The sequence below is a fragment of the Aggregatibacter sp. oral taxon 513 genome (assembly GCF_018128305.1).
Classification (GTDB): domain Bacteria; phylum Pseudomonadota; class Gammaproteobacteria; order Enterobacterales; family Pasteurellaceae; genus Aggregatibacter; species Aggregatibacter segnis_A.
Genome location: NZ_CP072381.1, coordinates 1,803,390 through 1,820,798, shown reverse-complemented (window position 1 = coordinate 1,820,798; position 17,409 = coordinate 1,803,390). Strand labels below are relative to the sequence as shown.

The following is a 17,409-nucleotide window of genomic DNA, read 5'->3' as shown; positions in this document are numbered from 1 at the left end:
CCTTGCGTTACGGCAGTAAGCTTTCTAATTGCCATAATTCGTTTAACGCCTCGCGGCGACGGATGAGATGCGCTTTATCGCCATCCACCATCACTTCCGCTGTTCTTGGGCGAGAGTTATAGTTAGAAGACATACTTGCGCCGTAGGCACCGGCAGATCGTTGGGCTAAATAATCCCCTTCAGCAATAGCCAGTTTGCGTTGTTTGCCGAGGAAATCGGAAGTTTCGCAAATTGGGCCGACCACATCATAGATTTTTTCTTCACGCGCTAAAGTGCGGTCGATTTCGAGAATGTTCATGTAGGCTTGATACAGTGCCGGACGAATCATGTCATTCATACCCGCATCCACAATGGCAAAATTGCGGCTTTCATTGGATTTTAAATACTCTACTTTGGTTACCAAAATCCCCGCGTTGGCGGTAATGGCGCGCCCCGGTTCGACGATGATTTCCAGTTCGCTAAAGGCACTCAATTTTTCCCATAATGCTTTGGCATATTCTGTCGGATGTGGTGGCGTTTCGTCCGTATAAGTCACACCCAAACCGCCGCCTAAGTCCAAGTGTTTTAAAAGAATGCCATCTTGTTTTAATTGCTCCATGAGCACAATTAAGCGATCTACCGCATCTAAAAACGGTTGTAATTCCGTGAGTTGTGAGCCGATGTGGCAATCCATGCCGATGATTTTTATATTCGGTAAGGTGGCGGCTACTTTATAGACTTCTCGAGCCTGTTCTGCGCTCACGCCGAATTTATTTTCTTTTAACCCTGTGGAAATGTAGGGGTGCGTGTGAGCGTCCACGTCCGGATTTACGCGTAATGAAATCGGTGCGATTTTGCCCATTTCACCGGCGATTTGGTTAATGCGCAATAATTCTGCTTCCGATTCCACGTTAAAACAACGAATATTGACTTCTAAGGCACGGGCGATTTCTTGGCGGGATTTTGCAACGCCGGAAAAGACCACCTTGCCGGCGTCACCACCGGCGGCAAGGACTCGCTCTAATTCCCCTTGGGACACAATATCAAAGCCTGATCCTAATTTTGCCATCACGTTTAAAATCGCAATATTTGGGTTGGATTTTACGGCAAAGCACACCAAATGCGGATGCTCGCCGAAAGCGTTATTAAATGCGTGCCAATGGCGTTCAAGGGTGGCTCGGGAATAAACATACAACGGCGTGCCAAATTGTTCGGCCAATTGTTTGACCGGCAGATTTTCCGCCATGAGTTGATTGTTTTTATATTGGAAAAAGTCCATAAGGTCGCCTATAAAAAGTTATTTGGTTGTTTTCTGAGCGCTGTCTTGTTCGGGGAAATACAACGGACCTTTTACGCCGCAGCTGGTACTTAGCGCACACAATATCACGAGTAAAAATACGGAAATAAGTTTTTTCATTGGTTGTTCCTTGTGCTCAAATTTGACTGTTCTTTTTACCACTAAATCCGGCTTTGTGCTATCACAACGCACAGAAAATCTTTATAATTTCCGCCCTACTGTCATTTATTGGAGTGATTTTATGAATATCGTCGAGTTTCATCAGAAAATCGAGCAAATTTGGGATGAAATTGAAGAGCAACTGGAGGCGCAAGATTGTGATGCCGATTGTGAACGCCAAGGCTCCGTGTTCACGATTACGCTTGGCGATCGCAGTCAAATTGTGATCAACAAACAAGAACCGTTGTTGGAATTATGGTTGGCGAGCCATAATGGTGGTTTCCATTTTGCCTATAAAAACGAACGTTGGGTCAGCAACGACGGCTTGGATTTTTGGCAAGCCCTAACCGAAGCGCTTGCTAAACATGGTGAGCAGGTGCAGCTCGGTTAATGAATCACCTTACCCCATCCGAATCTACCAAAAGTGCGGTGGATTTTCTCGATAAATCGTCGGCAAAATCCACCGCACTTTATGCGACGGCAAAGAATGTGTTGCATTCGGTGTTCGGCTATCAAGCTTTCCGCAAAGGGCAAGAGGAAATTATCCAGGCGACGCTGAATGGTCAGGATTGCTTGGTCATTATGGCGACGGGGACGGGAAAATCCTTGTGCTACCAAATTCCTGCGTTGTGTTTTGACGGTATGACTTTGGTGGTATCGCCGTTGATTTCGCTGATGAAAGACCAAGTGGATCAACTGCGTGCTAGCGGCGTAGAAGCGGATTATTTAAACTCCTCGCAAACCTTTGAAGAACAGCAACAGGTGCAAAATAGGGCGATTTCCGGGCAGTTAAAATTATTGTATTTATCCCCGGAAAAAGTCATGACCAACAGCTTTTTCCAATTTATTTCTTTATGTCAGGTGAGCTTTATCGCCATTGATGAGGCGCATTGCATTTCCCAATGGGGGCACGATTTTCGCCCTGAATATACCCAACTTGGCGGCTTAAAAGGCAGTTTCCCGAATGTGCCGATTATGGCGCTGACAGCCACGGCAGACCCCGCAACGCAACAAGATATTCTGCAAAATCTCCGACTAAATCGACCGCACTTTCATGTAGGGAGTTTTGATCGCCCGAATATTCGTTATACCTTGGTGGAAAAATTTAAGCCGATGGAACAGCTGTGTCGTTTCGTGGTGGCACAAAAAGGCAAAAGCGGCATTGTGTATTGCAACAGTCGCAACAAAGTGGAACGCATTGCGGAGACCCTGTGCAACAAAGGTGTGCGGGCAGCGGCTTATCATGCGGGCATGGAAAATAGCTTGCGGGAAAAGGTACAACGGGATTTTCAGCGGGACAACATTCAAGTGGTGGTGGCGACGATCGCCTTCGGTATGGGGATTAATAAATCCAACGTACGCTTTGTGGCGCATTTCGATTTACCGCGTAGCATTGAATCCTACTATCAAGAAACCGGCCGTGCAGGGCGGGATGATTTGCCGGCTGAGGCGGTGTTGTTCTACGATCCGGCGGATTATGTGTGGTTGAATAAAATGTTGATGGAAAAGCCGGAAACGCCACAACGCCAAATTGAACAGCATAAACTGCAAGCCATCGGTGAATTTGCCGAGAGCCAAACCTGTCGCCGTTTGGTCTTATTGAATTATTTCGGCGAACATCGTCAAACCGCCTGTCAAAATTGCGATATTTGTCTTGATCCACCGAAAAAATACGATGGGTTGTTGGACGCGCAAAAAATTATGTCGGCAATTTATCGCACCGGTCAATGTTATGGTGCACATTATGTCATTGCCGTCTTGCGTGGTATGAATAATCAGAAAATTCGCGATCAGCAACACGACCAACTGAGTGTGTATGGCATCGGCAAAGAACACAGCACGGAATATTGGCAGTCAGTATTACGCCAGTTAATTCATTTGGGCTTTGTGCGCCAAATCATCGGCGAGTATGGCAATACGTTACAGCTCACAGAAAACGCCAAGCCGATTTTGCGGGGAGAGATGCCGTTGGAATTGGCAACGCCACGCCTGTCATCTATCGTCACTACGGCCATGATGCACAAAAGTGCGGTCGGTTCTTACGACAAAGATTTATTTGCACGTTTGCGCTTCTTGCGTAAGCAAATTGCCGATAAAGAAAACATTCCCCCGTATATCGTGTTTAACGATGCGACTTTACAAGAAATGGCGCAATACCAACCGGTCAGCAACATTGAGATGTTGCAAATTAACGGTGTCGGTACGATTAAATTGGAACGTTTCGGACAAGCGTTTCTGTCTTTAATCCGCGAACATAAAAATGCCCGCGCAACCGAATAAGTCTAAGTACCGTTTAAGTGCAGTTATGTTTAGCTAATTGCGCAAAATTTTGCTATAATCCCGCCCAATTTTTTACGAATTACACAGAGAAGAATTATGTCAACAACTACTCCAGAAACTTATGGTGCAAACAGTATTAAAGTGCTGAAAGGGCTTGATGCGGTGCGTAAACGTCCCGGCATGTATATCGGTGACACAGACGATGGAACGGGTTTACACCATATGGTTTTTGAGGTGGTGGATAACGCCATTGATGAAGCCTTGGCAGGTTATTGCAGTGACATTATCGTGACTATTCACTCCGACAATTCCGTTTCTGTGCAAGATGACGGGCGCGGTATTCCAGTAGATATTCACCCGGAAGAAGGCGTTTCTGCTGCAGAAGTCATTATGACGGTCTTGCATGCGGGCGGTAAATTTGACGATAACTCCTATAAAGTCTCCGGTGGTTTGCACGGTGTGGGCGTGTCTGTGGTCAATGCGTTGTCCGATAAATTGCAACTGACTATTCGTCGTCAAGGCAAAGTGCATGAGCAATTTTACAGCCTTGGCGATCCACAAGCGCCGTTAGCCGTGATTGGCGAAACCACCCAAACCGGAACCACCGTGCGTTTCTGGCCGAGTTCGACCATCTTCACAAATATTGAATTTGAATACGATATTTTAGCTAAACGCCTAAGGGAGTTATCTTTCTTAAACTCCGGTGTTTCTATCCGTTTAATTGACGAACGTACCGACAAACAAGACCATTTTCACTACGAAGGCGGTATTCAAGCGTTTGTGGAATATATCAATCGTGGTAAAACGCCGATCCACCCGAAACCGTTCTATTTCTCTGCAGAAAAAGACGGCATTGGCGTGGAAATTGCGTTGCAATGGAACGATGGTTATGCAGAAAACATTTACTGCTTTACCAATAACATTCCACAACGCGATGGTGGTACGCACTTGGCAGGTTTCCGTGGCGCGATGACCCGTACGTTGAATAACTACATGGAAAACGAAGGCTACACCAAGAAATCCAAAGTGGCGACTTCCGGTGATGATGCCCGTGAAGGCTTGGTGGCCGTGATTTCCGTGAAGGTACCTGATCCAAAATTCTCTTCTCAAACAAAAGACAAATTGGTTTCCTCCGAAGTGAAAAGTGCGGTGGAATCTTTGATGAACGAGTATTTGCAAACCTATTTGTTGGAAAATCCAAACGATGTGAAAATCATCGTGACCAAAATTATTGATGCGGCACGTGCACGTGAAGCCGCACGCAAAGCCCGTGAAATGACCCGTCGTAAAGGCGCATTAGACTTAGGCGGCTTGCCAGGTAAATTGGCGGATTGTCAGGAGCGTGATCCGGCGTTATCCGAACTTTATATCGTGGAGGGTGACTCTGCGGGCGGTTCGGCAAAACAAGGGCGTAATCGTAAAAACCAAGCGATTCTGCCGTTAAAAGGGAAAATCCTGAACGTGGAAAAAGCCCGCTTTGATAAAATGTTATCTTCTGCGGAAGTGGGTACATTGATTACGGCGCTAGGTTGCGGTATCGGTCGTGACGAATATAACCCGGATAAATTGCGTTATCACAGCATTATTATCATGACCGATGCGGACGTGGATGGTTCACACATTCGTACGTTGTTATTAACCTTCTTCTATCGTCAAATGCCGGAGCTGATTGAACGTGGTTATGTGTATATTGCCCAGCCACCGTTGTATAAAGTGAAAAAAGGTAAACAAGAGCAATACATTAAAGACGATGAAGCCATGGCAGAATTTGAATTGGCGATTGCGTTGGAAAATGCGGCGCTTTATGTGAATGACAACGCGCCGGGTATGCAAGGTGTGGCGTTACAAAATCTCGCTTCCGAATATCTTGCAGTACAAAAAATGACGACCCGCTTGAGCCGTTATTATCCGGAAAGCGTGTTGAAAGAATTGATTTATCAACCGGCGTTGACCACAGCGTTAATGCAACAGGAAAGTGCGGTCAATTCTTGGGCTGATTCTTTGGTTGCTTCTTTAAATAGAAAAGAAACCGACGGCAGACATTATAGCTATCGTTTGCAATTCAATGCTGAACGAAACGTACATGAAGTGGTGTTAACAGTGAGAACACACGGGATTGATACGGATTATTTCTTGAACTTCCAATTTGTGACCGGTAATGAATATGCGCGTTTAATTACGTTGGGTGAAAAATTGGTCGGCTTATTAGAAGAAAATGCCTATGTTATGCGTGGTGAACGTAAAGTTGCAGTCGCTTCTTTTGAACAGGCAATTGAATGGTTGATGAAAGAATCTCGTCGTGGTTTGATGATTCAACGCTATAAAGGGTTAGGTGAAATGAACCCGGAACAGCTTTGGGAAACGACAATGGATCCAAACACTCGCCGCATGTTGAAAGTGTCTATCAAAGATGCGGTGGCGGCAGATCAGTTATTCACCACCTTGATGGGAGATGAAGTTGAGCCTCGCCGTGAGTTCATTGAGAGTAATGCGTTAAGAGCGAATTTGGATATTTAAAATCCATTTAAAAAAAGCACCGCACTTTGAATAATAAAGTGCGGTGCTTTTTTTGTTATTTTCTTAAGGTGACCAATTCGACTTCATGGTTTGCGCCTTTCTTTAGAATTAAATCGGCGCGTTCTCGCGTTGGTAAAATATTTTCCTTCAGGTTCAATCCGTTAATTTCATCCCAAATTTTCCCTGCCGTGGTAACCGCTTCTTGTTCAGAGAGATTCGCATAATGTTTGAAATATGAGTTTGGATCGGTAAAAGCACTTTGGCGGAACTTCAGAAAACGGTGAATATACCATTCTTTTAATAAGTCTTCTTCCGCATCAACATAAATAGAGAAGTCGACAAAATCAGACACAAACAGCTCATTGGCTTGATTTCTGTTAGGTTGCAAGACGTTTAACCCTTCTAAAATCAGAATGTCTGGTTGATTGATGACATTAAATTGATCAGGAATAATGTCATAGGTTAGATGAGAATAAATTGGCGCAGTAACATTTGGCTTGCCGGATTTTATATCTGCTAAAAAACGAATCAGTTTTGGCGTGTTGTAAGAAATCGGAAAGCCTTTTTTATGCAATAAATTGTGTTCTTGAAGATAGGCTAACGGGTGTAGGAAACCATCTGTCGTAATCAAATCGACTTTACGTTGTTGTGGCCAATGGCTTAAGAGCGATTGCAGAATCCGGGCAGAGGTGCTTTTCCCTACCGCTACGCTACCTGCAATACTAATAATGTAGGGCACTTTCGCGTTTTGTCCGCCAAGAAAACGGCGCAACACATTTTGGCGACGAATGTTTTCATCTATATAGTAGTTAATCAAACGGACTAACGGCAAATAGATGGTACGAACTTCGTCAAGGGAAAGTTCTTCATTTATCCCAAGCAGAGGTTTGAGATCCTGTTCGGTTAATGTTAACGGAACCGATTTACGCAATTCTGCCCAACGTTGCCGATCAAATGATAAAAATGGCGTAAGTTGTTCCGACATAGAAGGAGAAACCGAAAAGTCCACGTGCTGAATTACTCTTTTTTAGCCAATGATAGGTTGCAAAATATACCCTATAAATAAGAGATTGAGCAGTAAAATTTTTGCATAATCAGCTAAATTCACCGACGTTAGAGGGTTTTTGCTTGATAATTAAACGAATAACCAAAAAAAACTTTATTTACTAAAAAAAAACTTGTCAGGCATAAAAAAATCCCTATAATACGCCTCACTTGTTTACGACGCCGACTTAGCTCAGTAGGTAGAGCAACTGACTTGTAATCAGTAGGTCATCAGTTCGATTCCGATAGTCGGCACCATTTCTCGTATTCAAGTTCCAACTTAGAGTGGAGGGATTCCCGAGCGGCCAAAGGGAGCAGACTGTAAATCTGCCGGCTCAGCCTTCGAAGGTTCGAATCCTTCTCCCTCCACCATTTCTAAGCGACCGATGGGACAGATGAATTAAGAACGGCGGGCATCGTATAATGGCTATTACCTTAGCCTTCCAAGCTAATGACGCGGGTTCGATTCCCGCTGCCCGCTCCAAGCGCTGATATAGCTCAGTTGGTAGAGCGCACCCTTGGTAAGGGTGAGGTCGGCAGTTCGAATCTGCCTATCAGCACCACTTCTTAATAATCTCTCCATTACAAATTTTAATACTTTGGTTAGTCTGGTAAATTGAACCATCGATAACCGTGTTTGTTTAGAGGGACTCTCAATGTCTAAAGAAAAATTTGAACGTACAAAACCGCACGTTAACGTGGGTACAATCGGCCACGTTGACCATGGTAAAACCACTTTAACTGCAGCTATCACAACCGTATTAGCAAAACACTACGGTGGTGCAGCTCGTGCATTCGACCAAATCGATAACGCGCCAGAAGAAAAAGCGCGTGGTATCACCATCAATACATCCCACGTTGAATACGACACGCCAACACGTCACTACGCACACGTTGACTGTCCGGGACACGCCGACTATGTTAAAAACATGATTACCGGTGCGGCGCAAATGGATGGTGCTATCTTAGTCGTAGCAGCAACTGATGGTCCTATGCCACAAACTCGTGAGCACATCTTATTAGGTCGCCAAGTAGGTGTTCCTTACATCATCGTATTCTTAAACAAATGCGACATGGTAGATGACGAAGAGTTATTAGAATTAGTTGAAATGGAAGTTCGTGAACTTCTTTCTCAATATGACTTCCCGGGTGACGATACACCAATCGTACGTGGTTCTGCATTACAAGCGTTAAACGGCGTAGCAGAATGGGAAGAAAAAATCCTTGAATTAGCAAGCCACTTAGATTCTTACATTCCTGAGCCTGAGCGTGCTATCGACCAACCGTTCCTTCTTCCAATTGAAGACGTGTTCTCAATCTCCGGTCGTGGTACTGTGGTAACTGGTCGTGTGGAGCGTGGTATCATCCGTACCGGTGATGAAGTTGAAATCGTTGGTATCAAACCAACTGCGAAAACAACTGTAACCGGTGTTGAAATGTTCCGTAAATTACTTGACGAAGGTCGTGCAGGTGAAAACATCGGTGCATTATTACGTGGTACTAAACGTGAAGAAATCGAACGTGGTCAAGTATTGGCTAAACCGGGTTCAATCACTCCACACACTGATTTCGAATCTGAAGTGTACGTATTATCCAAAGAAGAAGGTGGTCGTCATACTCCATTCTTCAAAGGTTACCGTCCACAATTCTATTTCCGTACAACTGACGTAACCGGTACTATCGAGTTACCGGAAGGCGTGGAAATGGTTATGCCTGGCGATAACATCAAAATGACCGTATCCTTAATCCACCCAATCGCGATGGACCAAGGTTTACGTTTCGCTATCCGTGAAGGTGGCCGTACAGTAGGTGCTGGCGTGGTAGCTAAAATTATCAAATAATTGATAATAAACCTGATTAGAAAGGCGTATCGAATGATACGCCTTTTTGTTTTCATCATGTTGATAAAACGACTCTGCTGAAAACACAATAAAAAATGACCGCACTTTTACGAAATAAAGTGCGGTCATTTTTTCTATTATTTTTTATTTTCTAGCAAGCGGTGGAACGAAACAAATGCCCATATCCCAAGGTTGTTCGATCCATGTGTTTTGTGGAATATCAACCACATAATCATCAACTAATTCTGCGCCGGCGGGTTTGGCGAAAACAGTAACGAAATGAGCATTCGGGTACATCTCACGAATGGCGCGTGCAGTGTTTCCGGTATCTACTAAATCGTCAATGACGATAAATCCTTCTCCACCGTTTTCTAATTGAGCTGCATGTAAAACCTGCAATTCACCTTGTTTATCGTGGTTATAGCTGGCGATACAAATGGTTTCTACATGACGAATACCTAACTCACGGGCAAGTACTGCGCCAGGAAATAAGCCGCCACGGCTGACTGCGACAATACCCTTCCATTGGGAAGCTGGAAGTAAACGTTCAGATAATTTGCGTGCGTGCATATGGAACATATCCCACGTCACAACATATTTTTCACTCATAAACACACCTTTTAAAAATTTTACGGGCATCGCCCAGGAAATAAAAATTGCGTTAGGATAACCCGAAACGGCATTTTATGCTATTATTTTCCCTAATTTTTTAAGGAGGAACTATGTCAGAAATACAACAATTAAGTCCGAATTTATTATGGAAATGGTTTGATCAAATTTGTGCAATCCCACATCCATCCTACCAAGAAAATGAACTTGCGGAATTCATCATCAACTGGGCAAAAGGGAAAGGTTTTTACGCGGAACGGGATGATGTAGGCAATGTATTAATCCGTAAACCGGCAACAAAAGGCATGGAAAATCGTCAAAAAGTTGCTTTACAGGCGCATTTGGATATGGTGCCGCAAGCGAATGAAGGTAGCTCACATAATTTTGCCACTGATCCTATCCGTCCTTATATTGATGGTGAATGGGTTCGTGCTACAGACACGACCTTGGGGGCAGACAACGGTATTGGGATGGCATCGACGTTAGCCATTTTAGACAGTGATGATATCGCTCATCCTGATTTAGAAGTGTTACTCACCATGACAGAAGAACGTGGCATGGAAGGGGCTATCGGATTGCGTCCAAACTGGCTACAAAGCGACATTATGATTAACACCGACACAGAAGAAAACGCAGAAATTTATGTGGGTTGCGCCGGTGGCGAAAATGCGAATGTGACATTGCCGGTGGAATATCAAGACAACGCTTTCTCTCACAGTTATCAAATTATTCTTAAAGGTTTGCGTGGCGGACATTCCGGTTGCGATATCCATACTGGACGTGCCAATGCGATTAAAGTGCTTGCGCGTTTCTTAGCAAAACTCACCCAAAATCAACCGCACTTTGATTTCCTTTTAAGTGATATTCGCGGGGGTTCTATTCGTAATGCTATTCCGCGTGAAGCGTTTGCAACGTTGAACTTCAACGGTGATGTGGCTCAACTAAAAAGTGCGGTGGAAAATTTTGCTGTTTTATTAAAAGCTGAGCTGGCACTAATTGAACCGAATCTTACTTTTGATTTGCAGCCTGCTGATAAATCTGAGAGAACCTTTACTGCGGCTAGCACACAACGTGTGATTCATTTCTTGAACGTGCTACCTAATGGTGTGATTCGTAATAGTGACGTGTTAGAAAACACCGTGGAAACATCCCTCAGTGTTGGCGTATTAAAAACAGAAGAGAATCAAATTAAAGCCACGATTCTAGTACGCTCGCTCATTGATAGCGGCAAAGAATATGTTGCTGAGATGTTGACATCGCTTGCTTCATTAAGTGGCGCTTGCGCTGAATTCTCCGGTTCTTATCCGGGCTGGGAGCCACAGGCACATTCACCAATTGTTGATTTAACTCATAAAATCTATGCGGACGTCTTGGGCTATGAGCCAACAATCAAAGTGATTCACGCTGGTCTGGAATGTGGTTTATTGAAGAAAATCTATCCAAATATGGATATGGTTTCCATCGGGCCAACAATCAAAAATGCACACTCACCAGATGAGAAAGTTCATATTCCGGCAGTACAAATTTATTGGTCTTTGATCACGAAATTATTAGCAGAAATTCCGGCGAAATAACTTCATTGGAAAAAGAAAAACCCGCTCTCGATGGAGCGGGTTTTCTCTTTTTATACGCTTCAAAAATGCATTAAAAACTGACCGCACTTTTTAGTTTTTTCAGTGCGTTAGTCTCTAGCTGACGAACACGTTCCGCAGAGATGTTGTATTTTTCGGCCAGGTCTTGCAAGGTCGCTTTGGTTTCATCTAACCAACGGGCTTTGATGATGTCTTGGCTACGTGCATCAAGATTATTTAATGCTACTGCAAGTTGATCTGTGGCTTGCGCTTCATAGTTTTCGTTTTCTAACTCGGCAGCAAAATTGGAGCCTTTGTCTTCCAAGTATAACGCCGGTGCATAGGTTTCTTCATCATGATCGTCTGTTGGTAAATCAAAGGCAACATCCGCCCCTGTCATGCGAGATTCCATTTCCACCACATCTTGAGGAGAAACGCCTAACTCATTCGCCACCATGTCCACTTCGTTTTCATTAAACCAACCTAAGCGTTGTTTTGTTTTGCGTAGATTAAAGAACAACTTACGTTGCGCTTTGGTCGTCGCGACTTTCACAATACGCCAGTTACGCAAAACGTATTCGTGAATTTCTGCTTTGATCCAATGCACGGCGAAAGACACTAAGCGAACGCCTACTTCCGGGTTAAAACGCTTAACTGCTTTCATTAAACCGATATTGCCTTCTTGAATTAAATCCGCTTGCGGCAAGCCATAACCGGAATAACCACGGGCAACATGGATAACGAAGCGCAAGTGAGATAACACGAGTTTTTTTGCTGCTTCAATATCTTCGTTGTAATACAAACGTTCCGCGAGTTCCTTTTCCTCTTCCGCCGTTAACATTGGGTATTCATTCGCTGCGCGAATATAGGCTTCTAAGCTTCCTTGGGGAACTAACATCATGGTTTGAGTTTCTTTATCCATCATCTTCCTTCTTATTAAAGTCACCAGGCTTGATTGAGAGAGCCCAGTTATAACACAATTCATGAGAATTTCAATCGGTTTTAGCGATTGGAATTCGTCTTTTCATCGTTTATATGACCAATTTTTTGCCTGAAAGTTCTTTTATTTTACTAAAAAACGACCGCGCATCATGAGGTAAATTGTCCCTAAAATCAATAGGCCAATCATCGTTGAAGCAAACCAAAATAGGGATAGGCCAATAACGCTTAGGATAGGGTCTGATGTACCTTGATAAATATGCAATCCCACGTTTGCCATGGATGCTAGTCCAAACGAGAATGCCCAAAATGAAACCGTGAAACCATTTTGGAATAGCCAAGGCAATAAACGGATTAAGAACAACAGTTGCAATACACCATAACCGACGAATAGCTTCACCAATAAATCCACCTCACCACCATTTAACGTTAAGTAAGTTGAACAACCCACAAATGCCGGTGCAAGTTGAATCCCCATCGCTGGACGGACGGCAGGTGCAATGGGCTCTAAATTGCGTAAGCGCTGCAAAATTGCGGGTTCAAGGCTTAGCCATGAAAACACACCGGCACCAAAAAAGAGCATTCCCAACTCGTTATACCCCAAATAGCCTAATGCTGTGCCGCTGACAAAATTAGTTGCTACGGTTGGTAAATACATAATCGGTGTTGCGGCTTCTGCTTTGTGAATGCCGCGCCATAACCCAGCAACTCGGAAAGTGGCGAAACCTAACTGCCCTATGATCCCTAATGCAATTAATCCTATGGATAATGGGAAGGCATATGGCAAGACAGCCAAGCCAATTAAAATGGTGGTGATGGGAATTAAACTGATAAAACAGCCCAGAATTAAGTGATGTAATTCTTCTTTGGCTTGTTGAGGGAAATGTAACCATTTCACTCCATAAGCCACAATAAATATCAACCAAATGATAGTCGCTAAACCTAGCAAGGTTTCGCTAACAATCGAAGGCAGTCCTACAGTATGCGTGCCATAACGCCAAGCCAAGCCTAACGCGGATAAGCCTAAAACAATACTGAAATAATTGACAGGAATAGGAAATGGTTTTTGCTGTTCCATTAGTGAGCCTCAATGTGATAATACAAGTCTTGTTCAATCACGAGCAGTAATAAATCAATATTCGGATGTTTACCCGGAAATTGACGAGCATCTTCCGTATGCTCAGCGAAGAGTTGCAAGCCTTTCTGTGCAGAAGTGCGGTCTAATTTTCCGTTAAATTCCTCTGCAAGCGCGTTATATACTCGTAATGAACCTAATTTTCCAGGTGCAGCCGGAATTTGGTGAACCTGTTTGCCGTTTTCTAAAATTTTGATTTCATTTAAATGGTCAATTGTGGGCAATGTGGCTAAAATTTCGTTAAATGTCATGGTGTTCCTGTAATTAACTGATGGTTTGTTGGCTATCCACTTCACCGTACTTGCCGATAAAACGTACTTCCGGTTGTAATTGAATGTCGAAGCGAAGTGCTACCAAATGATAAATGTGATGCGCCAATTCAACGACATCAGATGCGGTGGCATTGCCTTTGTTTATAAGAACCAAGGCTTGTTGTTGATGTACCGCTGCGCCGCCGATTTGGTAGCCTTTCAAGTTGCATTGGTCGATAAGCCAGCCTGCGGCTAATTTTATTCTGCCGTCCGCTTGTGGGAAATGCGGAATCGTCGCGTATTCTTGTTGTAGACGCTCAAATTGTTGGGCTGAAACAACAGGATTTTTGAAGAAACTGCCGGCGTTACCAAATTGTTTCGGATCGGGTAATTTACTTTGGCGAACGGCACAAATTTCTGAAAAAATGCCGGCGGAACTGACCGCACTTTTATCTAGGTTTACCAAGTTGCCGTATTTCAATACCGGTTTCCAATCTTTTGCCAGTTTTAATCCGACGGCTGTCACCACATAACCTTTTACATATTTATGTTTGAATACACTTTCCCGATAACCAAATTCACATTCGATATTGGTTAAACGGAATTGCTCGCCGGAGGCTAAGTTTAATACCTCTACATAGTCGCACACATCTTTAAATTCGACGCCATAGGCACCGATATTTTGGATGGGGGCGGAACCGGCGCAACCCGGGATTAAGGCGAGATTTTCCAAGCCGTAAATGCCTTGTTCGATGCTCCATTGCACCAAATCATGCCATACTTCGCCACCATTAACGTGCAGATAATGGAAATGCTGGTCTTCTTTGTGTTGAATGCCGAGTAGGCGGTTAATGAGCACGACACCGGCAAAATCCTCGACAAATAACACATTGCTACCCTGCCCTAAAAACAACACAGGCAGATTTTCTTGTTGGCACTCGTCCCATACCTGTTTCAGTTGAGGAATAGAGGCAATTTCAATGATTTTTTCGGCATGCGCCGGAATAGCAAAGGTATGAAACGATTGTAAATTCTGCATAATTTCCTCTGAATTAAGATGATACGTGCGCCAATGTGACTTTCACTTCTGTGCCGCCACTTGCTTGATTGGTAATGGCGAGCTTGGCGTTGAGTTGCGCGCTACGCTCATGCATGATGTTAAGTCCGTAATGTCCATCCGGTTCTTCTAAACTTGGAATGCCGATGCCGTTATCACGCACAATGAGCTCTTGTTCGCCATCTTCACTGGTACGAGCGATGACTTCAATGAGTGTTGCTTGTGAGTGTTTAATGGCATTGAGTACCGCCTCGCGTACGATTTGCAAGGCATTGACTAATTGTTGTGCATTAAAACTTTGCGAAGGCAAAGAACAATCTACGCTCATTTGAATATCTGTTTGATTGCGTAAGGAATCAATCACTTGTTCTAATGCGAGTTTCAAATTGGCTTCCTGAATGGTTAAGCGGAAAGTAGCCAATAGTTCGCGCAACTGGCTGTAACCATCACTTAAGGCTTGCTCAAACTGTTTAATGATCATCAAACTTTTGTGTTTAGAACCTGGTTCGTCTTTATTTAAGTTATGCTTAAGTAGAGTCAGTTGAATTTGTAAAAATGCCAAAACTTGCGCCAACGAATCATGTAATTCACGCGCAATAATAGAACGTTCCTCCATGAGCAATAGCTGTTCTTGTTGACGTTGTGTGCGTTGGAAATACAAGGAGCGGCTTAGCATTTGCGCTAAGTTTTGCATGGTGCGTAAATCCGGGCAAGGAAGCCCTGCTTGCCAATACAACACCGCCAAGGTTTCTCCTTCAATGGTCACTTCTGTTTGTTGTAATTCCAAGTTGTCATTTTTCTCACCTAAGCAAATGTGCCAATGTGCCATATCCAATACATCTAGCTCCAGATAGCGCAAATGTTCGCTGAGCATGATGTTTTGTAAGACTAACTGCAAAATTTTACTGTCAATTTTATTGGTTGTGACAAGTTGTGAACAGTGATACAGCGTGCTTAAAGAGTGGTTAGTTTGTTGTAATTTTTGGGTTTTTTCATTTACCGTCGCCTCCAAGCCGGAATATAACTTGCTTAAATCCGAAGCCATTTTGGTGAAAGTACGCGCTAAATGACCTAATTCATCTTCTTTTTGAAGATCTAAAGGAATATGATTAAATTGCCCCATTTGTACTTGAATACTGGCGCGAGTCAGTTGCTCCAATGGTGTCACGACGGCTTTGCGAGTATACCAATTTACATAAGACACCATGGCGACGATGAGTAGCATCGAAACAATAATGACGCAGAGTGCCCAAATCCATCTTTCTTCCGCTGAATGTTGTAAGGCGAACACGAACTGATCCACTTGCGCTACATAATTAGCAATGTTTTGTTGATACTCAGAAAAGTTGCCTTCTCGTGCAAGACATTCCATGCCTTCCCAGCGTTTAATCAAATTGCGATAGGCATCTTTTACTTCTTGTGAGGCGAAAGGATGATAATTAATTTCTATCAGGGATTTTGAATGCAAACTGACGCGATATTGACGTAGGCTTGTTTCCACCATTTGGGGATTATGTTCGATTTCATAGAGTAAGCGGTAACTCTGCATCCGTAATGAACCAGACACGTTAATTGCTTCTGCATAGGAACGATTACCTTCCATTAGTGTTAAACTAAATGCGCTGATAATGCCAACAAAGATAATAATTACGATGAGATAGTTGGCTATGCGGGTAGAAACAGAATGCTTGATTTTCACAATAAAAAACCTTGGTGGAAAATGTGCCGCTAGTTTAACAAAAAGTGCGGTCTCTTTTATAAGAGTTTTTTAGGGAGAATGAGAGCAAACCAATAATAGAGTTTGATCTAAAACAAATTGAAGGCAGAAGGCGAGGGAAATACTTATTTATAGTTATGTTAATTGGCTATGAAGGAATTAACATACAGGATCTAAAAATAGATTAATAGGTAAAGACGAATGACAACGCCTGATGTTTCACGGCGCCATTTTTTACGTGGTTCTTTCTTGTCATCGTTACAGACAGAACAACAAAAAATCCAAGGTTTTAATGGTATTCGACCACCTTGGAGCAAAGATAACCAAGTATTTATTCAGCATTGCACCCGTTGTGACGACTGTATTGAAGTGTGTGAAACACATATTTTGATTAAGGGGGAAGGCGGTTTTCCGCAAGTGCAATTTAGCCAAGGTGAATGTACTTTTTGCCATAAATGCGTGGATGTTTGCAAACAACCGATTTTCCGTTTAATAGAAGAGAAACCTTGGGAACATAAAGTAGAAATTACCTCTTTATGCTTAACGCAACAGAAAATCGAGTGTCGTAGCTGTCAAGATAACTGTCCGGTAAATGCCATTCGATTCCGCTTACAAATAGGCGGTGTGGCACAGCCGATGGTAAACGTGGATAACTGTAATGGGTGTGGCGCCTGTTTAAACAGTTGTCCGGTGAATGCAATAAAAATTACATATCCTAACAACAATGAATGAAACTGAAGTTTTAACCATGGAAGAAGCGAAAGACTGGCACGTCGTCGGTTTGGTGGTGCAAGGAAAACCCCAAAAAATACCCGCGATTCGTACCGCACTTTTAGCGATTCCAAACACAGAAGTGCCAACCTTTGACGAAAAGATTGGTAAGATTGTTGCTGTTATGCAATCTCACGATCAGCATATTTTGCTTAACAACATGGAATCTGTGAAAGATATTGACGGTGTTATTACCGTTTCGCTGATTTATCATCAACAAGATGAACAGCCTGAATAACTCA

At 43.4% G+C, this 17,409-nt stretch carries 16 protein-coding genes and 4 tRNA genes; 11 read left to right on the top strand and 9 right to left on the bottom strand.

Annotation, left to right across the window (positions count from 1 at the left end):
• Positions 1-7: 7 nt before the first annotated feature.
• Both lysA and J5A60_RS09570 read right to left on the bottom strand, forming a co-directional pair.
• Positions 8-1,258, bottom strand: a complete 1,251-nt coding sequence (gene lysA, locus J5A60_RS08740; protein ID WP_212510105.1) for a diaminopimelate decarboxylase — start codon at positions 1,256-1,258, stop codon at positions 8-10.
• Positions 1,259-1,276: 18 nt separating this feature from the next.
• Positions 1,277-1,396: a lipoprotein gene (locus tag J5A60_RS09570; RefSeq protein WP_249113874.1), complete on the bottom strand. Its 120-nt coding sequence runs from the start codon at positions 1,394-1,396 to the stop codon at positions 1,277-1,279.
• Between the two features lie 121 nt (positions 1,397-1,517).
• On the opposite strand from J5A60_RS09570, the gene cyaY reads away from it, so the two are divergent.
• From cyaY to gyrB, 3 genes are all read left to right on the top strand, one after another.
• Positions 1,518-1,826, top strand: coding sequence for an iron donor protein CyaY (gene cyaY, locus J5A60_RS08735; protein ID WP_021615942.1), 309 nt, complete (start codon positions 1,518-1,520; stop codon positions 1,824-1,826).
• Positions 1,826-3,715, top strand: a complete 1,890-nt coding sequence (recQ, locus tag J5A60_RS08730; RefSeq protein WP_212510104.1) for a DNA helicase RecQ — start codon at positions 1,826-1,828, stop codon at positions 3,713-3,715. Before cyaY ends, recQ begins: the two co-directional genes overlap by 1 nt.
• 96 nt (positions 3,716-3,811) lie before the next feature.
• Entirely contained in the window at positions 3,812-6,232 is a 2,421-nt protein-coding gene (gene gyrB, locus J5A60_RS08725; RefSeq protein WP_048749205.1) for a DNA topoisomerase (ATP-hydrolyzing) subunit B, read from the top strand.
• Positions 6,233-6,287: 55 nt separating this feature from the next.
• Here gyrB and coaA read toward each other — a convergent pair whose 3' ends face one another.
• Positions 6,288-7,217 (bottom strand): type I pantothenate kinase, encoded by a 930-nt coding sequence (gene coaA, locus J5A60_RS08720; RefSeq protein ID WP_048749206.1) that lies wholly within the window; start codon positions 7,215-7,217, stop codon positions 6,288-6,290.
• A 241-nt stretch (positions 7,218-7,458) separates the two neighbouring features.
• On the opposite strand from coaA, the gene J5A60_RS08715 reads away from it, so the two are divergent.
• The 5 genes from J5A60_RS08715 to tuf all read left to right on the top strand — a co-directional run bounded on the left by J5A60_RS08715 (position 7,459) and on the right by tuf (position 9,117).
• Positions 7,459-7,534: transfer RNA gene (locus J5A60_RS08715), tRNA-Thr, on the top strand.
• Between the two features lie 29 nt (positions 7,535-7,563).
• A tRNA-Tyr gene (locus J5A60_RS08710) sits at positions 7,564-7,648 on the top strand.
• Positions 7,649-7,685: 37 nt separating this feature from the next.
• A tRNA-Gly gene (locus J5A60_RS08705) sits at positions 7,686-7,760 on the top strand.
• A 3-nt stretch (positions 7,761-7,763) separates the two neighbouring features.
• Positions 7,764-7,839, top strand: a tRNA-Thr gene (locus J5A60_RS08700).
• Between the two features lie 93 nt (positions 7,840-7,932).
• A complete protein-coding gene (gene tuf, locus J5A60_RS08695) occupies positions 7,933-9,117 on the top strand; it encodes an elongation factor Tu (RefSeq protein ID WP_109092129.1) in 1,185 nt (394 codons plus the stop codon).
• 144 nt (positions 9,118-9,261) lie between these two features.
• Here tuf and gpt read toward each other — a convergent pair whose 3' ends face one another.
• On the bottom strand, positions 9,262-9,726 hold the full coding sequence (gene gpt, locus J5A60_RS08690) for a xanthine phosphoribosyltransferase (RefSeq protein ID WP_032998038.1): 465 nt from the start codon (positions 9,724-9,726) through the stop codon (positions 9,262-9,264).
• A 113-nt stretch (positions 9,727-9,839) separates the two neighbouring features.
• Here gpt and J5A60_RS08685 point away from each other — a divergent pair, with 113 nt between their 5' ends.
• Positions 9,840-11,300, top strand: a complete 1,461-nt coding sequence (locus tag J5A60_RS08685; protein WP_048750785.1) for an aminoacyl-histidine dipeptidase — start codon at positions 9,840-9,842, stop codon at positions 11,298-11,300.
• 70 nt (positions 11,301-11,370) lie between these two features.
• Here the strand turns inward: J5A60_RS08685 and rpoH are convergent, their stop codons facing one another.
• The 5 genes from rpoH to narQ form a co-directional block, all read right to left on the bottom strand.
• Positions 11,371-12,219, bottom strand: a complete 849-nt coding sequence (gene rpoH / locus J5A60_RS08680; RefSeq protein ID WP_048750786.1) for an RNA polymerase sigma factor RpoH — start codon at positions 12,217-12,219, stop codon at positions 11,371-11,373.
• 141 nt (positions 12,220-12,360) lie between these two features.
• Positions 12,361-13,314, bottom strand: a complete 954-nt coding sequence (gene tehA / locus J5A60_RS08675) for a dicarboxylate transporter/tellurite-resistance protein TehA (RefSeq protein ID WP_212510103.1) — start codon at positions 13,312-13,314, stop codon at positions 12,361-12,363.
• Positions 13,314-13,622, bottom strand: coding sequence for a DUF2322 family protein (locus J5A60_RS08670; RefSeq protein WP_212510102.1), 309 nt, complete (start codon positions 13,620-13,622; stop codon positions 13,314-13,316). The genes tehA and J5A60_RS08670 overlap by 1 nt, the downstream gene beginning before the upstream one ends.
• Before the next feature lie 13 nt (positions 13,623-13,635).
• A complete protein-coding gene (murB, locus tag J5A60_RS08665; RefSeq protein WP_212510101.1) occupies positions 13,636-14,661 on the bottom strand; it encodes a UDP-N-acetylmuramate dehydrogenase in 1,026 nt (341 codons plus the stop codon).
• A 13-nt stretch (positions 14,662-14,674) separates the two neighbouring features.
• A complete protein-coding gene (gene narQ, locus J5A60_RS08660; protein WP_212510100.1) occupies positions 14,675-16,378 on the bottom strand; it encodes a nitrate/nitrite two-component system sensor histidine kinase NarQ in 1,704 nt (567 codons plus the stop codon).
• 219 nt (positions 16,379-16,597) lie between these two features.
• On the opposite strand from narQ, the gene napF reads away from it, so the two are divergent.
• On the top strand, positions 16,598-17,128 hold the full coding sequence (gene napF, locus J5A60_RS08655; protein WP_109104117.1) for a ferredoxin-type protein NapF: 531 nt from the start codon (positions 16,598-16,600) through the stop codon (positions 17,126-17,128).
• Positions 17,121-17,405, top strand: a complete 285-nt coding sequence (locus tag J5A60_RS08650) for a chaperone NapD (RefSeq protein WP_006719794.1) — start codon at positions 17,121-17,123, stop codon at positions 17,403-17,405. The genes napF and J5A60_RS08650 overlap by 8 nt, the downstream gene beginning before the upstream one ends.
• Positions 17,406-17,409 lie beyond the last annotated feature (4 nt).